The 19,321-nt window shown below is 70.6% G+C and carries 16 protein-coding genes; 12 read left to right on the forward strand and 4 right to left on the reverse strand.

Features of this window, described 5'->3' with window-relative positions; genetic code table 11:
* Positions 1-77 precede the first annotated feature (77 nt).
* The 3 genes from hflX (at position 78) to CWT12_RS03745 (ending at position 4,988) form a co-directional block, all read left to right on the forward strand.
* Positions 78-1,766 (forward strand): GTPase HflX, encoded by a 1,689-nt coding sequence (gene hflX / locus CWT12_RS03735; RefSeq protein WP_161923761.1) that lies wholly within the window; start codon positions 78-80, stop codon positions 1,764-1,766.
* A 190-nt stretch (positions 1,767-1,956) separates the two neighbouring features.
* Positions 1,957-3,873 carry an ATP-dependent DNA helicase gene (locus CWT12_RS03740; RefSeq protein ID WP_237564363.1) on the forward strand — a complete coding sequence of 639 codons (1,917 nt, stop codon included), beginning with the start codon at positions 1,957-1,959 and terminating at the stop codon, positions 3,871-3,873.
* Between the two features lie 125 nt (positions 3,874-3,998).
* Positions 3,999-4,988 (forward strand): L-lactate dehydrogenase, encoded by a 990-nt coding sequence (locus CWT12_RS03745; RefSeq protein WP_374939141.1) that lies wholly within the window; start codon positions 3,999-4,001, stop codon positions 4,986-4,988.
* 183 nt (positions 4,989-5,171) lie between these two features.
* On the opposite strand, the gene lexA is transcribed toward CWT12_RS03745, so the two are convergent.
* Positions 5,172-5,945 (reverse strand): transcriptional repressor LexA, encoded by a 774-nt coding sequence (lexA, locus tag CWT12_RS03750; protein WP_161923764.1) that lies wholly within the window; start codon positions 5,943-5,945, stop codon positions 5,172-5,174.
* A gap of 219 nt (positions 5,946-6,164) precedes the next feature.
* On the opposite strand from lexA, the gene CWT12_RS03755 reads away from it, so the two are divergent.
* Positions 6,165-6,887, forward strand: a complete 723-nt coding sequence (locus CWT12_RS03755) for a LysM peptidoglycan-binding domain-containing protein (RefSeq protein WP_161923765.1) — start codon at positions 6,165-6,167, stop codon at positions 6,885-6,887.
* Positions 6,888-6,983: 96 nt separating this feature from the next.
* The gene (gene nrdR, locus CWT12_RS03760; protein ID WP_161923766.1) at positions 6,984-7,463 is read left to right on the forward strand and encodes a transcriptional regulator NrdR; all 480 of its coding nucleotides are present in this window, start codon (positions 6,984-6,986) and stop codon (positions 7,461-7,463) included.
* Between the two features lie 46 nt (positions 7,464-7,509).
* Here nrdR and CWT12_RS03765 read toward each other — a convergent pair whose 3' ends face one another.
* Both CWT12_RS03765 and CWT12_RS03770 read right to left on the reverse strand, forming a co-directional pair.
* Positions 7,510-8,649, reverse strand: coding sequence for a glycosyltransferase family 4 protein (locus tag CWT12_RS03765; RefSeq protein WP_161923767.1), 1,140 nt, complete (start codon positions 8,647-8,649; stop codon positions 7,510-7,512).
* Positions 8,650-8,797: 148 nt separating this feature from the next.
* Positions 8,798-9,538: an IclR family transcriptional regulator gene (locus CWT12_RS03770; protein WP_203234105.1), complete on the reverse strand. Its 741-nt coding sequence runs from the start codon at positions 9,536-9,538 to the stop codon at positions 8,798-8,800.
* 130 nt (positions 9,539-9,668) lie between these two features.
* On the opposite strand from CWT12_RS03770, the gene leuC reads away from it, so the two are divergent.
* The 5 genes from leuC to CWT12_RS03795 all read left to right on the forward strand — a co-directional run bounded on the left by leuC (position 9,669) and on the right by CWT12_RS03795 (position 15,334).
* A complete protein-coding gene (gene leuC / locus CWT12_RS03775; RefSeq protein ID WP_161923768.1) occupies positions 9,669-11,084 on the forward strand; it encodes a 3-isopropylmalate dehydratase large subunit in 1,416 nt (471 codons plus the stop codon).
* Positions 11,085-11,120: 36 nt separating this feature from the next.
* The gene (gene leuD / locus CWT12_RS03780; protein ID WP_161923769.1) at positions 11,121-11,804 is read left to right on the forward strand and encodes a 3-isopropylmalate dehydratase small subunit; all 684 of its coding nucleotides are present in this window, start codon (positions 11,121-11,123) and stop codon (positions 11,802-11,804) included.
* 195 nt (positions 11,805-11,999) lie between these two features.
* A complete protein-coding gene (murA, locus tag CWT12_RS03785) occupies positions 12,000-13,322 on the forward strand; it encodes a UDP-N-acetylglucosamine 1-carboxyvinyltransferase (protein ID WP_161923770.1) in 1,323 nt (440 codons plus the stop codon).
* A gap of 141 nt (positions 13,323-13,463) precedes the next feature.
* A complete protein-coding gene (locus CWT12_RS03790; RefSeq protein ID WP_161925274.1) occupies positions 13,464-14,306 on the forward strand; it encodes a lysophospholipid acyltransferase family protein in 843 nt (280 codons plus the stop codon).
* Complete coding sequence (locus CWT12_RS03795; RefSeq protein ID WP_161923771.1) at positions 14,303-15,334, forward strand: NAD(P)H-dependent glycerol-3-phosphate dehydrogenase; 1,032 nt, start codon at positions 14,303-14,305, stop codon at positions 15,332-15,334. Before CWT12_RS03790 ends, CWT12_RS03795 begins: the two co-directional genes overlap by 4 nt.
* A 460-nt stretch (positions 15,335-15,794) precedes the next feature.
* Here the strand turns inward: CWT12_RS03795 and CWT12_RS03800 are convergent, their stop codons facing one another.
* Entirely contained in the window at positions 15,795-16,535 is a 741-nt protein-coding gene (locus CWT12_RS03800; RefSeq protein WP_237564299.1) for an AMIN-like domain-containing (lipo)protein, read from the reverse strand.
* A 162-nt stretch (positions 16,536-16,697) separates the two neighbouring features.
* On the opposite strand from CWT12_RS03800, the gene CWT12_RS03805 reads away from it, so the two are divergent.
* Both CWT12_RS03805 and thiL read left to right on the forward strand, forming a co-directional pair.
* Positions 16,698-17,933 (forward strand): D-alanine--D-alanine ligase family protein, encoded by a 1,236-nt coding sequence (locus CWT12_RS03805; protein ID WP_161923772.1) that lies wholly within the window; start codon positions 16,698-16,700, stop codon positions 17,931-17,933.
* Positions 17,920-19,185 (forward strand): thiamine-phosphate kinase, encoded by a 1,266-nt coding sequence (gene thiL / locus CWT12_RS03810; RefSeq protein ID WP_161923773.1) that lies wholly within the window; start codon positions 17,920-17,922, stop codon positions 19,183-19,185. The genes CWT12_RS03805 and thiL overlap by 14 nt, the downstream gene beginning before the upstream one ends.
* Positions 19,186-19,321 lie beyond the last annotated feature (136 nt).

Below are 19,321 nucleotides of genomic sequence, written 5' to 3' on the forward strand. Positions count from 1 at the left end.
CGGTGCGACCGCCTACGGCGAACGGGGCCCGCGGGCGCTCGGCAAGGCGGAGGGTGGGCAGTAGGATCTGAACCCGCATGGATAACACTCAGCATCACAGCCACTCCGCCGACCACGCCCTCCCCGCCGTCACTGACAGCGCCGACGGCACTGTCGCCGCCGACAACGACGCTGGTCTTCTTGGTGACACCGACCCCGCCGCGGCGCTCGCCTCCCGGGTCCGCTCCCGCGCCGGCACCGCCCTGGCCTCCACCGCCGGGCACCGGCAGTACCACGAGTCCGACGCCGGCGCCCTGGAACGCGAGGCCCGCGCCGGCACCCGCCGCGTGGCGGGACTGTCCACCGATCAGGAGGACATCAGCGAGGTCGAGTACCGGCAGGTTCGTCTCGAGCGCGTCATCCTCGTCGGCCTCGAACTGCCCCAGTCCGGCGCGGTTGTCGCGCACGCCAATGCGAGCGCCCACCCCAACGCCGGCACCCACGCCGCCCTCGGCGCTCCGGTGGTCAACGGCGCCGCGTACACCACTGCCGCCCAGGATGCCGAGACCTCCCTGCGCGAACTCGCCGCCCTGGCTGAGACCGCCGGAAGTGAAGTGGTTGATGCGCTCATCCAGCGCCGCGACCACCCCGATCCGGCCACCTACCTCGGGTCTGGTAAGGCCAAGGAGCTGGCTCAGATGGTCGCCGACTCCGGCGCGGACACGGTCGTCGTCGACGGCGAGCTTGCGCCTTCCCAGCGGCGTGCGCTGGAGGACGTGGTGGACGCCAAGGTCGTGGACCGCACCGCCCTGATCCTGGACATCTTCGCCCAGCACGCTAAGTCCCGTGAGGGCAAGGCCCAGGTGGAGCTGGCGCAGCTGGAGTACCTGCTGCCGCGCCTGCGCGGCTGGGGCGAGTCCATGTCCCGGCAGGCCGGCGGACGGGTCGCCGGCGGTCAGGGCATCGGCTCGCGCGGGCCCGGCGAGACCAAGATCGAACTGGACCGCCGCCGCATCCGCCAGCGCATGGCCAAGCTTCGCCGCGAGATCCGCGCCATGGCGCCCTCCCGCGAGGTCAAGCGCGGCTCGCGGCGCCGCGGCCCCATCCCCTCGGTCGCGATCGCCGGCTACACCAACGCCGGCAAGTCCTCCCTAATGAACCGCCTGACCGGCGCCGACATCATGGTGCAGAACGCCCTGTTCGCCACCCTGGACCCCACCGTCCGCAAGGCCGAGGCCGCCGACGGGCGCATCTACACCCTCACCGACACGGTCGGCTTCGTGCGCAGCCTGCCGCACGAGCTGATCGAGGCCTTCCGCTCCACCCTGGAGGAGGTCGCCGAGGCGGACGTGCTGCTGCACGTGGTCGACGCCGCCCACCCCGACCCGCTCGGGCAGATCGCCGCCGTCCACGCCGTCCTGGCCGACATCCCCGGCGCCCTGGACGTGCCCGAACTGATCGCGCTGAACAAGGCGGACCTGGCCGACCCGGTCACCCTGGCCGCCCTGCGCACCCGCCTGCCCGGCGCCGTCGTCGTCTCCGCCCGCACGGGCCAGGGGCTGGCGGAGCTGCGCGACCGCATCGAGGCCATGCTGCCGCGCCCGGACGTGGCCGTGGACGTCGTGATCCCGTACTCGCGCGGGGAGCTGGTCTCCCGGGTGCACGCCGACGGCGACATCACCGCCGTCGAGTACGTCGAGGCCGGCACGCATGTGGTCGCCCGCGTGGACGCCGCCCTGGCGGCCGAGCTGGCCGCCGTCGATGTTGCCGGACCCGCCGCCGGGTGAGCCCGTGCGCGAAATGAGTGCGCCTGCCCCGGTGGGCCGGGCGAATAAGGACGCCGACGCCGCAACTGCCCGCACCCCCGCGGCCGCCCCGGGCGAGTCGGGCGCGACGGCGGAGCAGGCACGTACCCGGGCCGCGCTGGACGCCGCCGTGACCGCACTCGGCGGCAGCCCGCGCGAGGGCCAGACCGAGATGACGGCGCGCGTATCCCACGCCATGGAGACCGGCGGGCACCTGCTCGTCCAGGCCGGCACCGGCACCGGCAAGTCGCTGGCCTACCTGGTGCCCGCCATGGTGCACGCCGTTGACGCCGGAGAGCGCACGGTCGTGTCTACCGCCACCCTCGCCCTGCAGCGCCAGGTGCTCACCAAGGACGCCCCACTGGCCGCCGACGCCGTCGAGCGCACCACCGGCGTACGGCCCTCCGTCGCCCTGCTCAAGGGCTGGCAGAACTACCTGTGCCGCCACCGCCTGGCCGGCGGTTACCCCGACGACGACGCCGACACCCTCTTCTCCGCTGCCGCGGCCACGCCCCGTGCCCGCATCGGCGAGGGTACCGAGCAGACACTCGGCGAACAGGTGGTGCGGCTGCGGCAGTGGGCCGAGCAGACCGACACCGGGGACCGCGACGACCTGGTGCCCGGCGTGTCCGACCGCGCCTGGGCACAGGCCTCCGTGGCCGCCGCGGAATGCCTGGGCAGCAGCTGCCCCCTGCACGACGAGTGCTTCCCCGTGCTCGCCCGCGCCGCCGCCGCGGAGGCCGACGTGGTGGTCACCAACCACGCCATGCTCGGCATCGCCGTGGCCGGCAATCCCGGCGTGCTGCCCGAGCACGAGGTGCTGGTGGTAGACGAGGCCCACGAGCTCGCCGACCGGGTGCGCTCCCAGGGCACCGCCAGCCTGTCCGCCGCAGCCGTCGCGCGCGTGGCCGCGACCGCCCGCCGCCACGCCGGCGTGCTGGTCAACGAATTGGAGGAGGCGGGGCAGACCCTGCAGCTGGCGCTGGCGGAACTGCCCGACGGGCGCCTGGCCGAAGGGCTGCCGCCGGCGCTCGCGGACGCCCTCACCCTGTTGGAGGCCGCCTGCCGGCAGGTGCTCACCGACGTGCGCGACGCCGCCCGCGCGGCGAGCCAGGGCGGCGGGCAGGCGGGTGCCGAGGCCGGGGGAGTGGCCCTGGCTCGTACGGCGGTCGCCGACATGACCGACGTGGTTGAGCGCATGACCTCCGATTCGGTGGCCCAACGCCGCGACGTCGCCTGGGTGGAGCGCCCGCGCCTGGGCGCCGATCCGCCGCGGCTGACCCTGGCGCCCATCGACGTGGCCGGATCGGTGGCCGACACACTGCTCGCCGACCGCGCCGCCGTGCTCACCTCCGCCACCCTGGCCCTGGGCGGCAGCTTCAACCCCATGGCTGCGGCCCTCGGGCTCACGCTCGCCGACGCCGACTGGGAGGGGCTCGACGTCGGCACCCCCTTCGACTACGCGCGCCAGGGCATCCTGTACACCCCCACCCACCTGCCGCGCCCCGGCGCGGGCATCTCCGAGGAGGCCCTGGAGGAGGTGGTGGCGCTGGCCGAGGCCAGTCGCGGCGGCATGCTCGGCCTGTTCTCCTCCCGGCGGGCCGCTGACGACGCCGCGGCGCTGCTGCGCGAGCGCACCGAGCTGAACGTGTACGCGCAGGGAGAGGACCGGCTGCCCACCCTGGTGGAGGCCTTCGCCGCCGATGAGGACGCCTGCCTGGTGGGAACCCTGTCCCTGTGGCAGGGCGTGGACGTGCCCGGCCGCACCTGCCGGCTGGTAGTGATCGACCGTATTCCCTTCCCCCGACCAGACGACCCGGTCGCCCAGGCGCGCAGCGAGGCCGTCACCGCAGCTGGCGGCAACGGCTTCATGACCGTCTCGGCCACGCACGCCGCCTTGCTGCTGGCGCAGGGGGCGGGGCGGTTGGTACGCCGGGCGGACGACCGCGGCGTCGTCGCCGTATTGGACCCCCGGCTGCGTACGGCGCGCTATGGGGCATTCCTGGCCCGCTCCATGCCGCCGCTGTGGCCTACCCGGGACCGCGACGTCGTCCTGGGTGCGCTGGGGCGGCTGGCCGCCGGCAGGTGAAGCCCGGAGATTTTCCCCGTACTCGTGCGGCGCCGGTCCCGACCGCGTACTCTGTCTCCTGGGTGGGCCAGCTCACCAAACTGACAACCGTTCAGATTCGGAGGAACACAGTGTCAGACCCCACGATTACCAACAGCGCTCAAGGTTCGTACCCGACGGCTCGCTCAGGCCGTCCTTCTAAGGTCGCCATCATCGGTGCGGGCGCGGTTGGCTCCACGCTCGCCTACGCGTGCGTCACCAAGGGCGTCGCCCGCGAGGTTGTCCTGCAGGACATCGTTAAGGAGAAGGTCGAGGCCGAGGCCCTCGACATCGCCCAGGGCATCCAGTTCACCTCCGCAGGCGCCGTATCCGGCTCTGATGACCCGGAGATCTGCCGCGACGCGGACGTGATCGCTGTCACTGCCGGAGCCAAGCAGAAGCCCGGCCAGTCCCGCCTGGAGCTTGCCGGCGCCACTGTTGGCATCATGGAGAAGATCCTGCCCAAGCTGGTAGAGGTCGCTCCCAACGCCATCTTCCTGATGGTGGCCAACCCGGTTGATGTGGTCACGTATTGCGCCAAGAAGATCACCGGGCTGCCTGAGAACCAGATCTTCGGCTCCGGGACCGTCCTGGACACGGCTCGCATGCGGTACCTCGTCTCCCTGGAGACCGGCACCGCAACCCAGAACATCCACGGATACATTGCCGGTGAGCATGGCGACTCCGAGGTCGCCCTGTGGTCCTCCACCGAGATCGGCGGCGTGCCGATCACCCAGTGGGGCAAGACTCTCGACGGCGGAGTTTTTGACCAGGCCAAGCGCGACCGCATCGCCCATGACGTGGTCCGCTCCGCCTACCGCATCATCGAGGGCAAGGGCGCCACCAACTACGCCGTCGGCCTGGCCGTCTCCCGCATCATCGGGGCGATCCTCAACGATGAGCAGCGGGTGCTGACCATTTCGCCGCTGCTGGACAACTGGCACGGCATCTCCGACGTGTGCATGGCGGTTCCCACGATCGTCGGCCGTGAGGGTGCTGGACGCCGTCTGGAGCTGCCCCTCACCCTCGACGAGCGCGACCGGCTGACCGCCTCCGCCGAGCGGCTGCGCGAGGTGGCGCGCGGGCTGGGCTACTGAAGGCGCGCGGCGCTCTAGTGAGGGCCGCGTCTACAGGCATCACAGTGCCGATTGCGCCGTAGCAGAATCCTGCCACTGGAAGGTGGGTACAGGAGGGGCCGGCCCCGATGGGGCCGACCCCTCCTACGTTGCTGTGCGGGCCGCGGCCGACGGCGGACGCAATCGAGCCGTGCAGGGTGCGGCCTACAGCGCTCGCAGCACGGTGACAACCTTGCCCATGATGGTGGCCTCGTCCCCTGGGATAGGGGCGTAGTCGGGATTGCGTGGCAGTAGCCACTGGTGCCCGTCCCGGCGTGAAAGCACCTTGACGGTGGCGGAGGCGCCATCGACGTCCTCAACCATCGCCGCCACCACATCACCGTTGTCAGCATCGGGCTGGGCGCGTACAACCACCCAGTCACCGTCGCAGATCGCTGCGTCGATCATGGAGTCACCGTGGACCTCCAGCATGAATAGCTCGCCGTCACCGGTAAGCCGACGTGGAAGCGCCACTACGTCCTCAACCTCTTGCTCGGCCAGGATTGGTGAGCCGGCTGCGATGCGGCCCACCAGGGGAACGGCCACGGCCTCGCCATCGGCAACGCCCGGAAGTACCGGGAGTGACGGCTCCGGTGCGGCGTCGGAGCCCGCGGGTGCGGGGGCGGGCTGAGCCGTGGGCTCTACGACCTCCAGGGCGCGCGGCCGATTCGGATCGCGCCGCACCAGGCCGAGGCGTTCGAGCTTGTCCAGCTGGTGCTTGACTGAAGAGGGGCTGGTCAAGCCCACCTGGGCGCCGATTTCACGCATGGAGGGCGGGTAGCCCTGGGTGGCCACCGCCTCGCACACGGACTCGTAGACCGCGCGGGCGCGCGGGTCCAGGGTGTGCAGTGCCTCCGGCTCGACGGGCGCGGAAAGGTCGGCGGAGCCGGAGGCCTTGTCCGAGCGGCGACGGCTCTCCGGCCCGGTGGTTGCGCTCATCTCCTGTCCTCGTTTCCCGGGCTGCCGGTGACCGCGGGGGCGGGTGCCGGATAAGGGGCCCGAATTCGTGTCGGTGGCCTGTGGTGGCCTGGTCCCGTAAGCCTACGGCCGATCATCCGAGCACTCAAACATGTGTTCGAAAGTGCTCTGGACGTGTCGGCCGCTTACCGGTAATCTATCGAACAGGCGTTCGTCGAACATGTGTTCTAGGAGGGTGTCATGAGTGCTCTTGCCGTTCCCCTGCCCCCGCGGCCGCGGCTGGTTTCCATTGAGGGCGGCCGGGCGTCCGCGCAGTCCGTGGTCTCGGGTGCTTCCGGCCTTGAGGCGACCGCCGGAGCGGGGAGTCCCGCACGATCGGCGGGCTCGCGCCGTCCTCGGCTGCGCGTGGTTGACGGTGGTGCTCCTGCCGCGGAGGTCCTCGTGCCCGCGGGACCAGCTCGGCGCCCAGTCGCTCCACGGCACCAGCGTGAACTCACGCCCAGGGCGGGCCAGGAGCGTCCCGTGGAGGCGCGCCACTCGGCGTCCCCCTCCGGTAGCGGGAGAGAAGCGTCGCTGGAAGCGCTCGCACCCATGCACCCGTCCGTCAGGGCCCAACTGCGGCAGGGGGTGGCCGCGTCGGCTACGCGTGAGGCGCGGGTGGCGGCCGCGCGCAGTGAGGCCGACGCAACTGTGCCGGCCGTCGTGCGGCGCTTCCTGGCTGGAGGTGCCGTAGTGCTTGCGGCGGTGCTGGTGGCGGCCGGCGGCATAGTGCTGTCCGGATTCCAGTCGGTACCGGTTAATACCACCACGGCCACCGTCCAGTCCGGCCAGTCCCTGTGGGACGTAGCCGTGGATACCGGCGCCGGAGACGTCAATGAGGTCATGGCGCAGATTGTGGAGCTGAACGGCCTGACTAGCTCCACGCTGCAGCCGGGGCAGACCCTGATCGTCCCGGCGCGATGAACCGCCTCGTGCAACGCCGGTAAGCGCTTGCAGACCAAGCGCTGTGCGCATAACCTCCTAACGTATTAGTGATGCGGACAACCGGAGGTGGTCGGCGTGCGCTGTCCTTACTGCCAGCACAGCGGCTCGCGCGTGGTCGACTCGCGTACTTCCGACGATGGTGCCTCGATTCGCCGTCGGCGGCAGTGCACCAGATGCGGGCGCCGTTTCACCACCATTGAGGCCGCCAGCCTGTCGGTGCGCAAGCGATCCGGTGTTACCGAGCCCTTTTCGCGCGAGAAGGTGATCCGGGGCGTGAGGCGTGCCTGCCAGGGGCGCCCCGTCACCGATGATCAACTTGCGCATCTGGCCAACAAGGTGGAGGAGACGATTCGCGGCACGGGCCACGCGATCGTGGACTCGCACGAAGTGGGGCTGGCGATCCTCGACCCACTGCGTGAGCTGGATGAGGTCGCCTACCTGCGCTTCGCCTCGGTGTACTCCGACTTCAACTCGCTGGAGGACTTTGAGACGGCAATCGCGGAGCTGCGCGCACTGCGCGTTGTAGCCGCCGGCGCCTCCAGCTCGCCCGCGTAGTCGAGCGCGGCGGCCACCCGCTGCTGCTTCGCGGTAAGGCGCGCCGTCACCGGGCGTCGATGGTCTGCACCAGGCTGTCAACCAGCCCGGGCCAGGTCCACTTCTCGACCATGAGCGCGCGCCCGGCCTCGCCCATGCGTGCGCGCAGCGCAGGGTCGGTCAGCTGACGCACGAGGGCTGCTACCAGCGCGTCCTCGTCGCGGCCGTCCACGACATTCCCGGTCACGTCCTCCACCACCGTCTCGGGCGCCCCGCCGCTCATGCCTGCGATGACCGGCAGCCCCGCGGCGGAGGCCTCAAGAAAGACGATACCGAGGCCCTCGACGTCGAGTCCCTGCCCGCGCGTACGGCAGGGCATCGCGAAGACGTCACCCATAGCGACGTGGCCGGGCAGCTCGTCGTAGGGCACCTTCCCGGTGAGGGTGATTGACCCCCGCACCGGGGAGGAACGGCGCAGTAGAGCCAGCTTCTTCGCGTAAGGACCCCAGCCGACGATCACTAGCCGGGCCTCCGGCACTTGTTCGACCACGCGCGGCCAGGCACTGATAAGTGAGTCCTGCCCCTTGCGGGCCACTAGCCGTGACACGCATACGGCGGTGGGAGCGTCGCCCAGCCGGTACCGGGTGCGCAGGGCGGCGCGCGCCTCGGCGTCGGGGTGGAAACGGTCGACGTCGATGCCGCTGGGCAGGCGCAGGACCTCCTGGCCGGGCGGCATGTGGGGGCGTAGCTCGCCGAGTGTGTAGTCGGAGATGTAGGTGACGACGTCGGCCTCGCGGAAGATTCGGCGCAATGCCTGGCGGGCTCCGAGCACCATGCCCCAACCGACCTCGTGCCCGTGGGTGGTGGCGATGACGCGGGTGGCGCCGGCCTCCTTGGCGGCGCGTCCCAGGAGACCGAGCGGGGCGGCGGCTCCGAACCAGACGGTCTCGATCTCGCGTTCGCGGATGAGTTGCTGCATGCGCCGACGCACGTCCGGGGTCGGCAGAAGGACATGCGTGGGCATGCGCACGACGTCGAAGGCGGCCGCGCGGTCGAAGGTCGCGGCGGCGTCGGGGCCCTCAGGGGGTGTTGACGCCAGGACGGTCAGATCCGCGGCGGGCAGACGCCGGGTGTAGTCGTCCAGGTAGGACTGGATGCCGCCGACGACGGGCGGGAAGTCATTGGTGACGAGCAGGGTCCTACGCATGGGGCGAGTGTACGTGGATGAGTCGACGCCAGCGGAAGGCGCGGCACGCCATTTCGCTCGGTCTCGGCGTGTTACTGGTGCCGGTCTCGACAACCAGAGCGACCGACCTCGGCGAGGGAGGAGGGAGGCGGGGAGGGGGAGAGGGGAATCAGCCCTCGTCGTTGCTGCGCAGAACCTCGGACAGGCGGCGCGCCGCGGCCGCCACCACGGGGCCGTGCACGCGCCCGGGCTGGCGCCCCATCCGCTCAATCGGCCCGGAAATCGACACCGCAGCGATGACCTTGCCGCTGGCGCCTCGCACTGGTGCCGACACGCTGGCCACACCCGGCTCGCGCTCGCCCACGGACTGGGCCCAGCCGCGGCGGCGAACCGCAGAGAGCATCGTGGCGTTGAAGCGGGCGCCTGCCAGGCCGCGGTGCAGCCGGTCGGGCTCCTCCCACGCCAGCAGCACCTGGGCGCCGGAGCCTCCCTGCATGGACATGGTGGCTCCTACCGGGATGGAGTCGCGCAGGCCGATGGGGCGCTCGGCGTTGGCCACGCACACGCGCACGTCCCCCTGACGCCGGTACAGCTGTGCTGACTCGTGGGTCTTGTCCCGCAGGGCCGCCAGCACGGGGCCGGCGGCGGCCAGCAGGTGGTCCTCCCCGGCGGCGGAGGCGAGCTCATTCAGGCGCGGTCCCAGAATGAAGCGCCCCTGCGCGTCGCGGGCCAGCAGCCGGTGGAACTCCAGTGCCACGGCGATGCGGTGCGCCGTTGGGCGTGCCAGGTGAGTGGCGGTGACGAGCTGCGCCAGCGTGGCAGGGCCTGCCTCCAGTGCGCTCATGACCAGAGCGGCCTTGTCGATGACGCCGACCCCACTCCCATTTTCAATGTCACCCAACGTGTCCATAATCTGATACTGCCATTCCGACTGCTGAGACTTCAAGTAGCGTGCAGTCAGAAAACGGCCCGGTCTTTGCCGGTTCCGCACACTTCGGGCGGGCATGCGGGCGGAACGTCCTAGGAAAGGAAGTGCAGCGATGGGAATGACCCTGGCACAGAAGGTGTGGCGCGACCACGTCGTCGCCCCCGGCACCGACGGAGCCCCGGACCTGCTCTACATCGACCTGCACCTCGTCCACGAGGTCACCAGCCCGCAGGCGTTCGAGGGCCTGCGCCTGGCCGGCCGCAAGGTCCGCCGTCCCGACCTGACCATGGCCACCGAGGACCACAACACCCCCACCCTGGACATCGACCTGCCCATCGCCGACGTCACCTCCCGCACCCAGATTGAGACCCTGCGCGCCAACTGCGCCGAATTCGGGGTGCGGCTGCACTCCCTGGGCGACGCGGACCAGGGCATCGTCCACGCCGTCGGCCCGCAGCTGGGGCTCACCCAGCCCGGCATGACCGTGGTGTGTGGTGACTCCCACACCTCCACCCACGGCGCCTTCGGGGCGCTCGCCTTCGGCATCGGCACCAGCCAGGTCGAGCACGTGCTGGCCACCCAGACCCTGCCCGTGGCCCCCTTCAAGACCATGAGCGTGCTCATCGACGGTGACCTGCCCGCCGGCAGCGGCGCCAAGGACATCATCCTGGCCATCATCGCCAAGATCGGCACTAATGGCGCCCAGGGGCACGTCATCGAGTACCGCGGCCGCGCCATCGAGCAACTGTCGATGGAGGCCCGCATGACCATCTGCAACATGAGCATCGAGGCCGGTGCCCGCGCCGGCATGATCGCCCCCGACGACACCACCTTCGCCTACCTCAAGGGCCGCCCGCACGCCCCCGAGGGGGAGGACTGGGACGCCGCCGTCGCCTACTGGCGCTCCCTGCGCACCGATGACGACGCCGTCTTCGACACCGAGGTCGTCCTGAAGGGCAGCGACATCGAGCCTTTCGTCACGTGGGGCACCAACCCCGGTCAGGGCCTGCCCATCTCCGGGGCGGTACCGGACCCCGAGGAGATCGCGGACGAGACGCTGCGTCGTGCTGCCGAGCGCGCCCTGGAGTACATGGACCTGGCGCCCGGCACCCCGCTGCGCGACATCAAGGTGGACACGGTCTTCCTCGGTTCATGCACCAATGGGCGTATCGAGGACCTGCGCGCCGCCGCCGAAGTCATCAAGGGCCGCACCAAGGCGCCCGGCCTGCGCATGCTCGTGGTGCCGGCCTCCGCCCGTATCCGGCTGCAGGCCGAGGCCGAGGGGCTGGATGAGGTGTTCAAGGAGTTCGGAGCCGAGTGGCGCAATGCCGGCTGCTCCATGTGCCTGGGAATGAACCCCGATCAGCTGGCCCCCGGTGAGCGTGCCGCCTCCACCTCTAACCGCAACTTCGAGGGCCGCCAGGGCAAGGGCGGGCGCACCCACCTGGTCTCGCCCGTAGTCGCCGCCGCCACCGCGGTGCGCGGAACCCTGTCCACTCCCGCGGACCTGCCGGCGCTCGCCGCCTGAGCCGCACTGCCGAGAGCCCGAGAAAGAGGAGCACGCATGGAGAAGTTCATCCGCCACACCGGCATCGGCGCCCCCCTGCGCCGCAGCGCGGTGGACACCGACCAGATCATCCCGGCCGTCTACCTCAAGCGCATTACCCGCACCGGCTTCGAGGACGCCCTGTTCGCCTCCTGGCGGGCGAGCGAGGCCGATTTCATCCTCAACCAGGAGGCCTACAAGCGGGCCAGCGTGCTGGTGGCCGGCCCCGACTTCGGCACCGGATCCTCCCGCGAGCACGCCGTGTGGGCGCTGAAGGACTATGGCTTCAAGGTGGTGCTCGCACCCCGCTTCGCCGACATCTTCCGCGGCAACGCGGGCAAGCAGGGACTGGTAGCCGGGGTCATCAGCCAGGAGGACACCGAGCAGCTGTGGAAGATCCTGGAGACCGAGCCCGGCACCGAGATCACCGTGGACCTGGAGCAGCGCACCGTCGAGGCGGGCTCCTTCCGCACCGTGTTCCAGATCGACGACTATGTGCGCTGGACCCTTATGGAGGGGCTGGATGACATCTCGCTCACCCTCACCCACGAGGAGGCCATCCGCGCGTACGAGGATGCCCGGCCCGCCTATAAGCCGCGGACTCTGCCGGCCCGCCACGAGCCGGCTGTAGCCGTCGCCCCTGCCCGGTCAGCGGAGATGCCCGTGCCTATCGGCTATCCCTTCCTGCGCCCGGGAGCGTGAGTTCCGGCGCCGTGCGTCGGCACATATTCCGGCCACGCCGTTGAGTTGAAGGACACGGCGGAGTTCGCTGTGAGCGGGCTGCGGACACTTCCATCCGCAGCCCGCCCGCATATGCTGGACTCACCCGCCCTTGGTGCGGGGGCGCCGCTTTCACCCACGGCGCCCGATCTTGACGCGAACACTCGGAGGTTACGCATGGTTGACGGTCTGCTCCAGGTTGAGGGCGGGCGCCCGCTCAACGGTGAAATCACCGTCCGTGGCGCCAAGAACCTAGTCCCCAAGGCGATGGTTGCAGCCCTGCTGGGCACCACACCGTCGGTGCTGCACAACGTGCCTCTGATCCGCGACGTCGACGTCGTCTCCGGGCTGCTATCGCTGCACGGGGTCAGTGTCGACTACGACCAGGCCGAGGGCATCCTGCGCCTGGACCCCTCCAGCGTCGAGAGCGCCCATATGGCCGACATTGACGCCCACGCCGGCTCCTCGCGCATCCCGATCCTGTTCTGCGGCCCGCTGCTGCACCGGCTTGGCGAGGCCTTCATCCCCGACCTGGGCGGCTGCCGTATTGGCGACCGGCCCATCGACTTCCACCTGGATATTCTGCGCAGCTTCGGCGCGATCGTCGACAAGCAGCCCCAGGGCATTCGCCTGACCGCCCCCGATGGACTGCGCGGAACCGTCATCGACCTGCCCTACCCGTCAGTCGGTGCCACCGAGCAGACGCTGCTCACGGCCGTGCGCGCCGAGGGCCTGACGGAGCTGCGTGGCGCCGCCGTCGAGCCGGAGATCATGGACCTGGTGGACGTGCTGCAGAAGATGGGCGCCATCATCTCCGTGGACACCGACCGCACCATCCACGTAGAGGGCGTGGACGAGCTCGTCGGCTACAACCACCGCGCCCTGCCCGACCGCATCGAGACTGCATCCTGGGCGGCGGCCGCACTGGCCACCCGCGGTGACGTGTTCGTCCACGGCGCCCACCAGAGCGACATGACCACCTTCCTGAACATCTTCCGCAAGGTCGGCGGCGCCTTCGACGTGCGCGACGACGGAATCCGCTTCTACCACCCCGGCGGCGACCTGAAGAGCATTGTGGTGGAGACCAACGTCCACCCCGGCTTCATGACCGACTGGCAGCAGCCGCTCGTCGTCGCCCTGACCCAGGCGGAGGGCCTGTCCATCGTCCATGAGACCGTGTACGAGAACCGCTTCGGCTTCACCGGCGCCCTGCGCAAGATGGGCGCCACCATCCAGGTGTACCGCGAGTGCCTGGGTGGCACAGCCTGCCGCTTCGGGCAGCGCAACTTCTACCACTCCGCCGTCATCTCCGGGCCCACTCCGCTGCGCGGGGCGGACATCGTCGTGCCCGACCTGCGCGGCGGCTTCTCCCACCTGATCGCTGCGCTCGCGGCGGAGGGCACCAGCCACGTGGAGGGCGTGAACCTCATCGACCGCGGTTACGAGCACTTCATGAGCAAGCTCGCCGCCCTTGACGCCAACGTCACCCGGCTGGCCTGAGCGGGCAGACCGGTCTACTACAAGCGCGTCGGCAGGCCGCGGCGGACTGCCGGATGGTCGAACCTCATCCGACCAGCGGATAACTGGCCCACCGGGTCCGCCGGGAGTGGGTAAAGTGCCAGCGTGCCCACCACACGACGTATGACCCCCTTCTACCGCTTTGCGGCCCGGGGGGCGATCATCCCCTTTCTCAAGGCGGTCTCTAAGCAGCACGTGACCGGGACGGAGAACATCCCCCGCGAGGGCGGCTTCATCGCGGTGGCCAATCACCTGTCCAACCTGGACCCGCTCACCGCCATGCGCGCGCTCGTGGACGAGGATGTGCCCATCTACTCGCTGGCCAAGTCCCAGCTGTTCGAGATCCCCGTCCTCGGGCACGTGTTCCGCGCCGGCGGGCAGATTCCCGTGTACCGGGACTCGGCCAAGGCTGGTAACTCGCTGGTGGAGGCCGAGCGGCGGCTTGGCGAGGGCGACCCGATCATGATCTTCCCGGAGGGCACGCTCTCGCGCGACCCGCTGCAGTGGCCGATGACCGGGAAGACCGGTGCCGCACGCCTGGCGATGCGCACCGGTGTGCCTGTTCTGCCCATGGGGCAGTGGGGGGCGCAGGATGTTCTGGGCGCCTACGGCAGTGGCTTCCGCCCCTTCCCCCGCAAGGACGTGGACGTGCTGATCGGCAAGCCTTTTGACCTGTCTGAATTCGGGGAGGACACCTCCGATCACGCTGCCGTGCGCGGCGCCACCGCCGAGATCATGCGGTGCATTACCGAGCTGGTGGAGCAGCTGCGTGGTGAGAAGGCGCCCCGTCCCTTCGACATGAAGTACGACGGCGATCCGGGCAAGGGCAATATCGGTGTGCGCCGGCCCGATCCGCCAACGACGTCGGACGATGTGCGCCCGTCCCGGACGGGCACGCCCGCCGGCGGACCGGGTGGCAATGAGAACGGCGACGAGCCCGAAACCGCCTCGGAGCAGCAGCCATGAGCCCGGTATCCGTCGACAAGGCCGCTGTTATCGGCGCCGGCGCCTGGGGTACCACCTTCGCCGGCCTGCTCGCCCAGGCCGGTGCACCTACCGTCATCTGGGCCCGCCGCCCGGAGGTCGCGGAGGAGATCAATGCCGGCACCAACACCCGCTACCTGCCCGGGGTGCGTCTGCCCGATATCGTCACCGCCACCACGGACATTCGGGAGGCCGTCGCCGGGGCTGGGCTCGTCGTGGTGGTGGTGCCCTCCCAGACCGCCCGCGGCGTGCTGACCCCGCTGCGCGGCTGCCTGGACGACGACGCCACCGTTGTCTCCCTGATGAAGGGGGTGGAGGCCGGGACGGGATTGCGCATGAGTCAGGTCATTGCCGAGGCGCTCGCCCTGCCCGCCGGGCGCATCGCCGTGGTCTCCGGCCCGAACCTGGCCGATGAGATCGCCGCCGGCCAGCCCACCGCTACCGTGGTGGCGGCGCAGGATGAGGCGGTGGCCGCGCGCGTGGCCGCGCTGTGCGCGACCGGAACCTTCCGCCCCTACACCAACACCGATGTGCTGGGGGTGGAGCTGTGCGGTGCAGTCAAGAATGTGATCGCCCTGGCCGTCGGTATTACCGCCGGACGTGGCTTCGGCGACAACTCCAAGGCCACGGTAATCACTCGCGGACTGGTGGAGATCACCCGGCTGGGCCTGGCGCTCGGGGCGAGCCCCGAGACCTTCGCGGGGCTGGCCGGCATGGGGGATCTGGTGGCCACCTGCTCCTCGCCGCTTTCGCGCAACCAGACCTTCGGGCGACGCCTGGGTGAGGGCTTGAGCGTGGAGGAGGCCGCCGCCGCCTCGCGCGGTGTTGCCGAGGGCGCCAAGTCTGCGCGCGCTGTGCTCGACCTGGCCACCGCGCACGGGGTGGACATGCCCATCACCGCCGGCGTGGTCGCTGTGGTTGAGGGCGCCGCCACCGTTGAGGAGATCAGTGACGCCCTGCTGTCCCGCCCCCGCAAGGCCGAGGGCGTTAACGCCGCGCCGCTGACCTGAACCGCCCCTCTCGCCGAGACCGGCACTTGTTACGTGCCGAGACCGGCACTTGTTACGTGCCGAGACCGGCACTTGTGACGCACCGATACCGGTAGATATGGCGCAGCCTTGTAAACAACGTGTCTGAGGGAGGTTGTGGCTCCTGAGGCGGTGTGCGATGCCTGACGGTTCGTCACCAACGACGACGGTTCGTCACTTGGCACCAACGCTTCGGCACTTCCGGCGACGGTACGTACCCCCACCGTACGAACCGTCACAAGAAGGTACGAATCGCTGACCAGAACACACGAACCCTGACACGAAGGTACGAACCGTCGTCGCAACGCACGAACCGCCGTTCGCCGCGAACCAGGGGGAGTGGCGCCTGAACACGTTCGTGCTATGCGCCCTCAGTGCCGACCAAAAGCCGACCGATCGGTCCTCCCCGTTGCAGCGCTGCGACGACGCCCCGAGGACGTCGTCAGTCGTCGTCGATGTCGTCGTCGGCGACGTCGATCACCAGGCGGGTCGGGTTCGTCAGCGTGAAGATCCGGTAGGTCTGGGAGTCGGTGCCCAGCACCACCTGGAACTGGTCCTCGAAGGCCAGGTCGATGTAGGCCTCCTCAATGCCCTCGTCGTCGTCACGCCCGAGGGCGTCGAAATCGAAGCGCACCGGATCGGTGTAGGCCACCGCCTGCTGCTCCTCGCTGATCGGCATGGTTACGCCGGTGCCGGTGACTACCAGCGTGAAGTCGCCCTCGACGTTGATCGGGTCCCCCTTGCCCTGGGTGTGGGCCTGATCGGTCCACTGCGCCGACCAGCCCGGGGTGCCCTCACCGGAGAACTCCACCACGAAGCGGGAGTAGTCCTCGTCGTCATGGGAGCCGATGCGCACGTCGGAGATGACCAGTGCCGAGCCGTCGGCCGCCGCCTGGCCGTCGGCGCCGGTGCCCCAGGCTGGAGCGCCGGACGGGTCGGTCTCCTCCCGAGTGAGCGATCTGGTGCTGGTGGGCGTCTGCAAGGCGCTGGGGGACGCGGGTGCCGGGGCATCGTCGCTGGGCGCCGCGGAGGCAGTGCTGTCGGTGGGACCGGCGGTCACAGTCGGCGCGGATGCCTCCGGGGCGCCGTCGCCGGAGCCGCAGGCGCCCAGTGCGAGCGTGCCGGTCAGTAGCAGGGCCAGGGTGGGGGTGAGCATGCGGGGGAGCGGGCTTGGGCGTGTCATGACGTCTCCTGACCTCGAGTGAACCGCGCGTGTGATGTCAATCATACGGCTAGGGGGTGGGGATGCATAGGGGCAGATGCCTCGGTACCGCTCAGGCGGCGCGAACTGCGTCGGGTGGTGACTTGACACCCGATCCGCCCAGGTAGCGGTAGCGTTGCCACCATGTCGGTCCCCAGCGCAGCAGGCGCAGTCAGCAATGGTGTAACCGCGGATTCCAGCCTCGTGAGCTCCGCGTCGGCCACATCGGCGAGCCCGGGCTCCCGGCCTGCCCGTCATGCGCGCAAGCCGCGGGTCGCCGTCGTCTTCGGCGGGCGCAGCGGCGAGCACACCATCTCCTGCGCTACCGCCGCCGGCGTGCTGGACGCCATCGACCGGGACCGCTACGACGTCGTGCCCGTAGGCATCACCCGGCAGGGCCAGTGGGTGCTCGTGGATGACGATCCCGACGCCCTGCGCCTGGACGATGCCCGCCCCCCGGTGGAGATCACCACCGACGGGCTCGGCCGCGGTGAACTCGCCATGCGGCTGGGAGGCGGGAAGCTGACCGCGATCACCCCCGCCGGCCCTGAGGTTCTCGGCGCCGTCGACGTGGTCCTGCCGCTGCTGCACGGCCCCTACGGTGAGGACGGCACCATCCAGGGCATGCTGGAGATGCTGGGCCTGCCCTACGTGGGCTGCGGTGTGCTCGCCTCCGCCGCCGGCATGGACAAGCAGGTCACCAAGGTCCTGCTGCAGGCCGCAGGCATCCCCACCGCGCCGCATGTGCTCGTCGAGCCGCACCGGTGGCGCCGGGACAAGGACGCCATCCTCGCCCAGTGCGCCGACCTGGCCCGCCCCCTGTTCGTCAAGCCCGCCCGCGCCGGATCCTCCCTGGGCATCAGCCGGCTGGAGGACCTTTCCGACCTGGAGGCGGCCATCGAGTCCGCCCGCGCGGTGGACCCCAAGGTGCTGGTCGAGTCCGGCATCGTCGGCCGCGAGATCGAGGTCGCCGTCCTCGCCGGACACGGCGACGACGCCCCCCGCGTGGCAGAGCCCGGCGAGATCGTCATGGACGCCGCCCACGGCGCCGGGGAGTTCTACGACTACGAGACCAAGTACCTGGCCCATGACGCCGTCGCCATGGTCTGCCCCGCCCGCATCGCCCCGGCCGAGCGCGAGCTGCTTATGCGCCGTGCCGCGGAGGCGTTCATCGCCATCGGTGGGGAGGGGCTGACCCGGGTCGACTTCTTCCTCACCCCGGACGGGGAGGCGATCGTCAACGAGGTCAACACGATGCCCGGCTTCACGCCCTTCTCCATGTACCCCTACATGTGGCAGGTATCCGGGCTGCCCTACCGCGACCTGGTCACCGAGTTGATAGAACTGGCGCTGGAGCGCCCCAGAGATGTCAACCGCTGACAGGCCCGCAGCCCGGGCAGGTGCCAGGCCGCTCCAGCACGGATACGGTGCCGGGCCGGCCGCCTCCGACGGTGCCGCCGTTGGCTCCGTTCCCGCAGTGGCCTCCGCCGCGACTGGCTCCGCTCCCACCGTCGCCGACCTGGGGGAGGAGGAGCTGCTGTCCGCCATTTCCCCGTTGCTGCCGCAGGCGGCTCGCGTGCTGGTGCCCAGCGGGGACGACAGCGCCGTGATCCCCGCCCCGGACGGGCGCTACTGCGTGAGCACCGACGTGCTCGTCCAGGGAGAGCACTTCCGCACCGACTGGTCCACTGCTCGCGACATCGGGGCGCGCTCCGCCGCCCAGAACCTCGCCGACATCGCCGCCATGGGGGCGCGGCCGACGGCTCTGGTGGTCAGCCTGGTGCTGCCGCGCACCACCCCGGTGCGCTGGGTGCAGGACCTGGCCCGCGGCTTCGCCGACGCGTGTGTGGGCACGGGCGCGGGCGTCGTCGGCGGTGATCTGAGCACCGGGGACCGGCTGGTCATCGCCGTCACCGTCCACGGCGACCTGGAGGGGCGCCGCCCGGTGCTGCGCTCGGGCGCCCAGCCCGGAGACCTCGTGGTCCACTGTGGCACGCTCGGCCGTTCGGCCGCCGGGCTCGCGCTGCTGCAGGCCGGCCTGGACGACCGCGATGGTGGCTGGGCCGACGTCGTCGCCGCCCGCTCCGATGCGCCGGGCGATACGGGCGCCGGTGCCGATGCGAAAGCCGAATACGGTGCCAGTGTGAAGACCCGCGACGGCGCCGCCGAGGCCGCCGCGTACTGCCTGCGCATCTACCGGGCGCCGTCTGCGCCGCTGGCTGCGGGGCCAGCCCTGGCAGATGCCGGAGCCACTGCCATGCTGGACGTGTCCGACGGGCTGCTGCGCGACGCGGACCGGATCGCCCGGGCCAGCGGCGTTGTCCTTGACATCGCCGATCCGGAAGACGGCCCGGGTACCGGGCCGGCGCATGACCTCGCCGTGCTGGAGCCGGTTGCGCGGCTGCTGCGCGAGGACGCCGCGGATGCGCGCGACCTGGCGCGGGCATGGGTGCTGACCGGGGGAGAGGACCACGGCCTGCTGGCCACGCTGCCGCCGTCGGCGGTCGACCGGATGCCAGGGGGTGGCCGGGTGATCGGAACCGTGCGCGCCCTGAGCGACGGCGAGTCGGCGGGCGCCCGGATCGGCGGGCGCGTGCCCGGCAGGCTCGGTTGGGATCACTTCAGGGCGTAGATGTCAGGCCCCGCCGCCATATCTACCGATTTCGGCACGTAACTTCTACCGATCTCGGCGAGGGGAGGGGCTGAAAGAAGTGAGCAAAGCGAAAGGCCGCCGTCCGCGGATGCGGGACGACGGCCTTCAGTGCCCT

The organism is Actinomyces sp. 432, assembly GCF_009930875.1.
In the GTDB taxonomy this organism is placed as follows: domain Bacteria; phylum Actinomycetota; class Actinomycetes; order Actinomycetales; family Actinomycetaceae; genus Actinomyces.

Excerpts from the sequence above, each read along its gene's own strand:
- hflX (WP_161923761.1), top strand. The coding sequence starts at position 78 with ATGGATAACACTCAGCATCACAGCCACTCCGCCGACCACGCCCTCCCC.
- CWT12_RS03740 (WP_237564363.1), top strand. The coding sequence starts at position 1,957 with ATGACGGCGCGCGTATCCCACGCCATGGAGACCGGCGGGCACCTGCTC.
- lexA (WP_161923764.1), bottom strand. The coding sequence starts at position 5,945 with ATGAGCGCAACCACCGGGCCGGAGAGCCGTCGCCGCTCGGACAAGGCC.
- CWT12_RS03755 (WP_161923765.1), top strand. The coding sequence starts at position 6,165 with ATGAGTGCTCTTGCCGTTCCCCTGCCCCCGCGGCCGCGGCTGGTTTCC.
- CWT12_RS03765 (WP_161923767.1), bottom strand. The coding sequence starts at position 8,649 with ATGCGTAGGACCCTGCTCGTCACCAATGACTTCCCGCCCGTCGTCGGC.
- CWT12_RS03770 (WP_203234105.1), bottom strand. The coding sequence starts at position 9,538 with ATGGACACGTTGGGTGACATTGAAAATGGGAGTGGGGTCGGCGTCATC.
- leuC (WP_161923768.1), top strand. The coding sequence starts at position 9,669 with ATGGGAATGACCCTGGCACAGAAGGTGTGGCGCGACCACGTCGTCGCC.
- leuD (WP_161923769.1), top strand. The coding sequence starts at position 11,121 with ATGGAGAAGTTCATCCGCCACACCGGCATCGGCGCCCCCCTGCGCCGC.
- murA (WP_161923770.1), top strand. The coding sequence starts at position 12,000 with ATGGTTGACGGTCTGCTCCAGGTTGAGGGCGGGCGCCCGCTCAACGGT.
- CWT12_RS03790 (WP_161925274.1), top strand. The coding sequence starts at position 13,464 with ATGACCCCCTTCTACCGCTTTGCGGCCCGGGGGGCGATCATCCCCTTT.
- CWT12_RS03795 (WP_161923771.1), top strand. The coding sequence starts at position 14,303 with ATGAGCCCGGTATCCGTCGACAAGGCCGCTGTTATCGGCGCCGGCGCC.
- CWT12_RS03800 (WP_237564299.1), bottom strand. The coding sequence starts at position 16,535 with ATGACACGCCCAAGCCCGCTCCCCCGCATGCTCACCCCCACCCTGGCC.
- CWT12_RS03805 (WP_161923772.1), top strand. The coding sequence starts at position 16,698 with ATGTCGGTCCCCAGCGCAGCAGGCGCAGTCAGCAATGGTGTAACCGCG.
- thiL (WP_161923773.1), top strand. The coding sequence starts at position 17,920 with ATGTCAACCGCTGACAGGCCCGCAGCCCGGGCAGGTGCCAGGCCGCTC.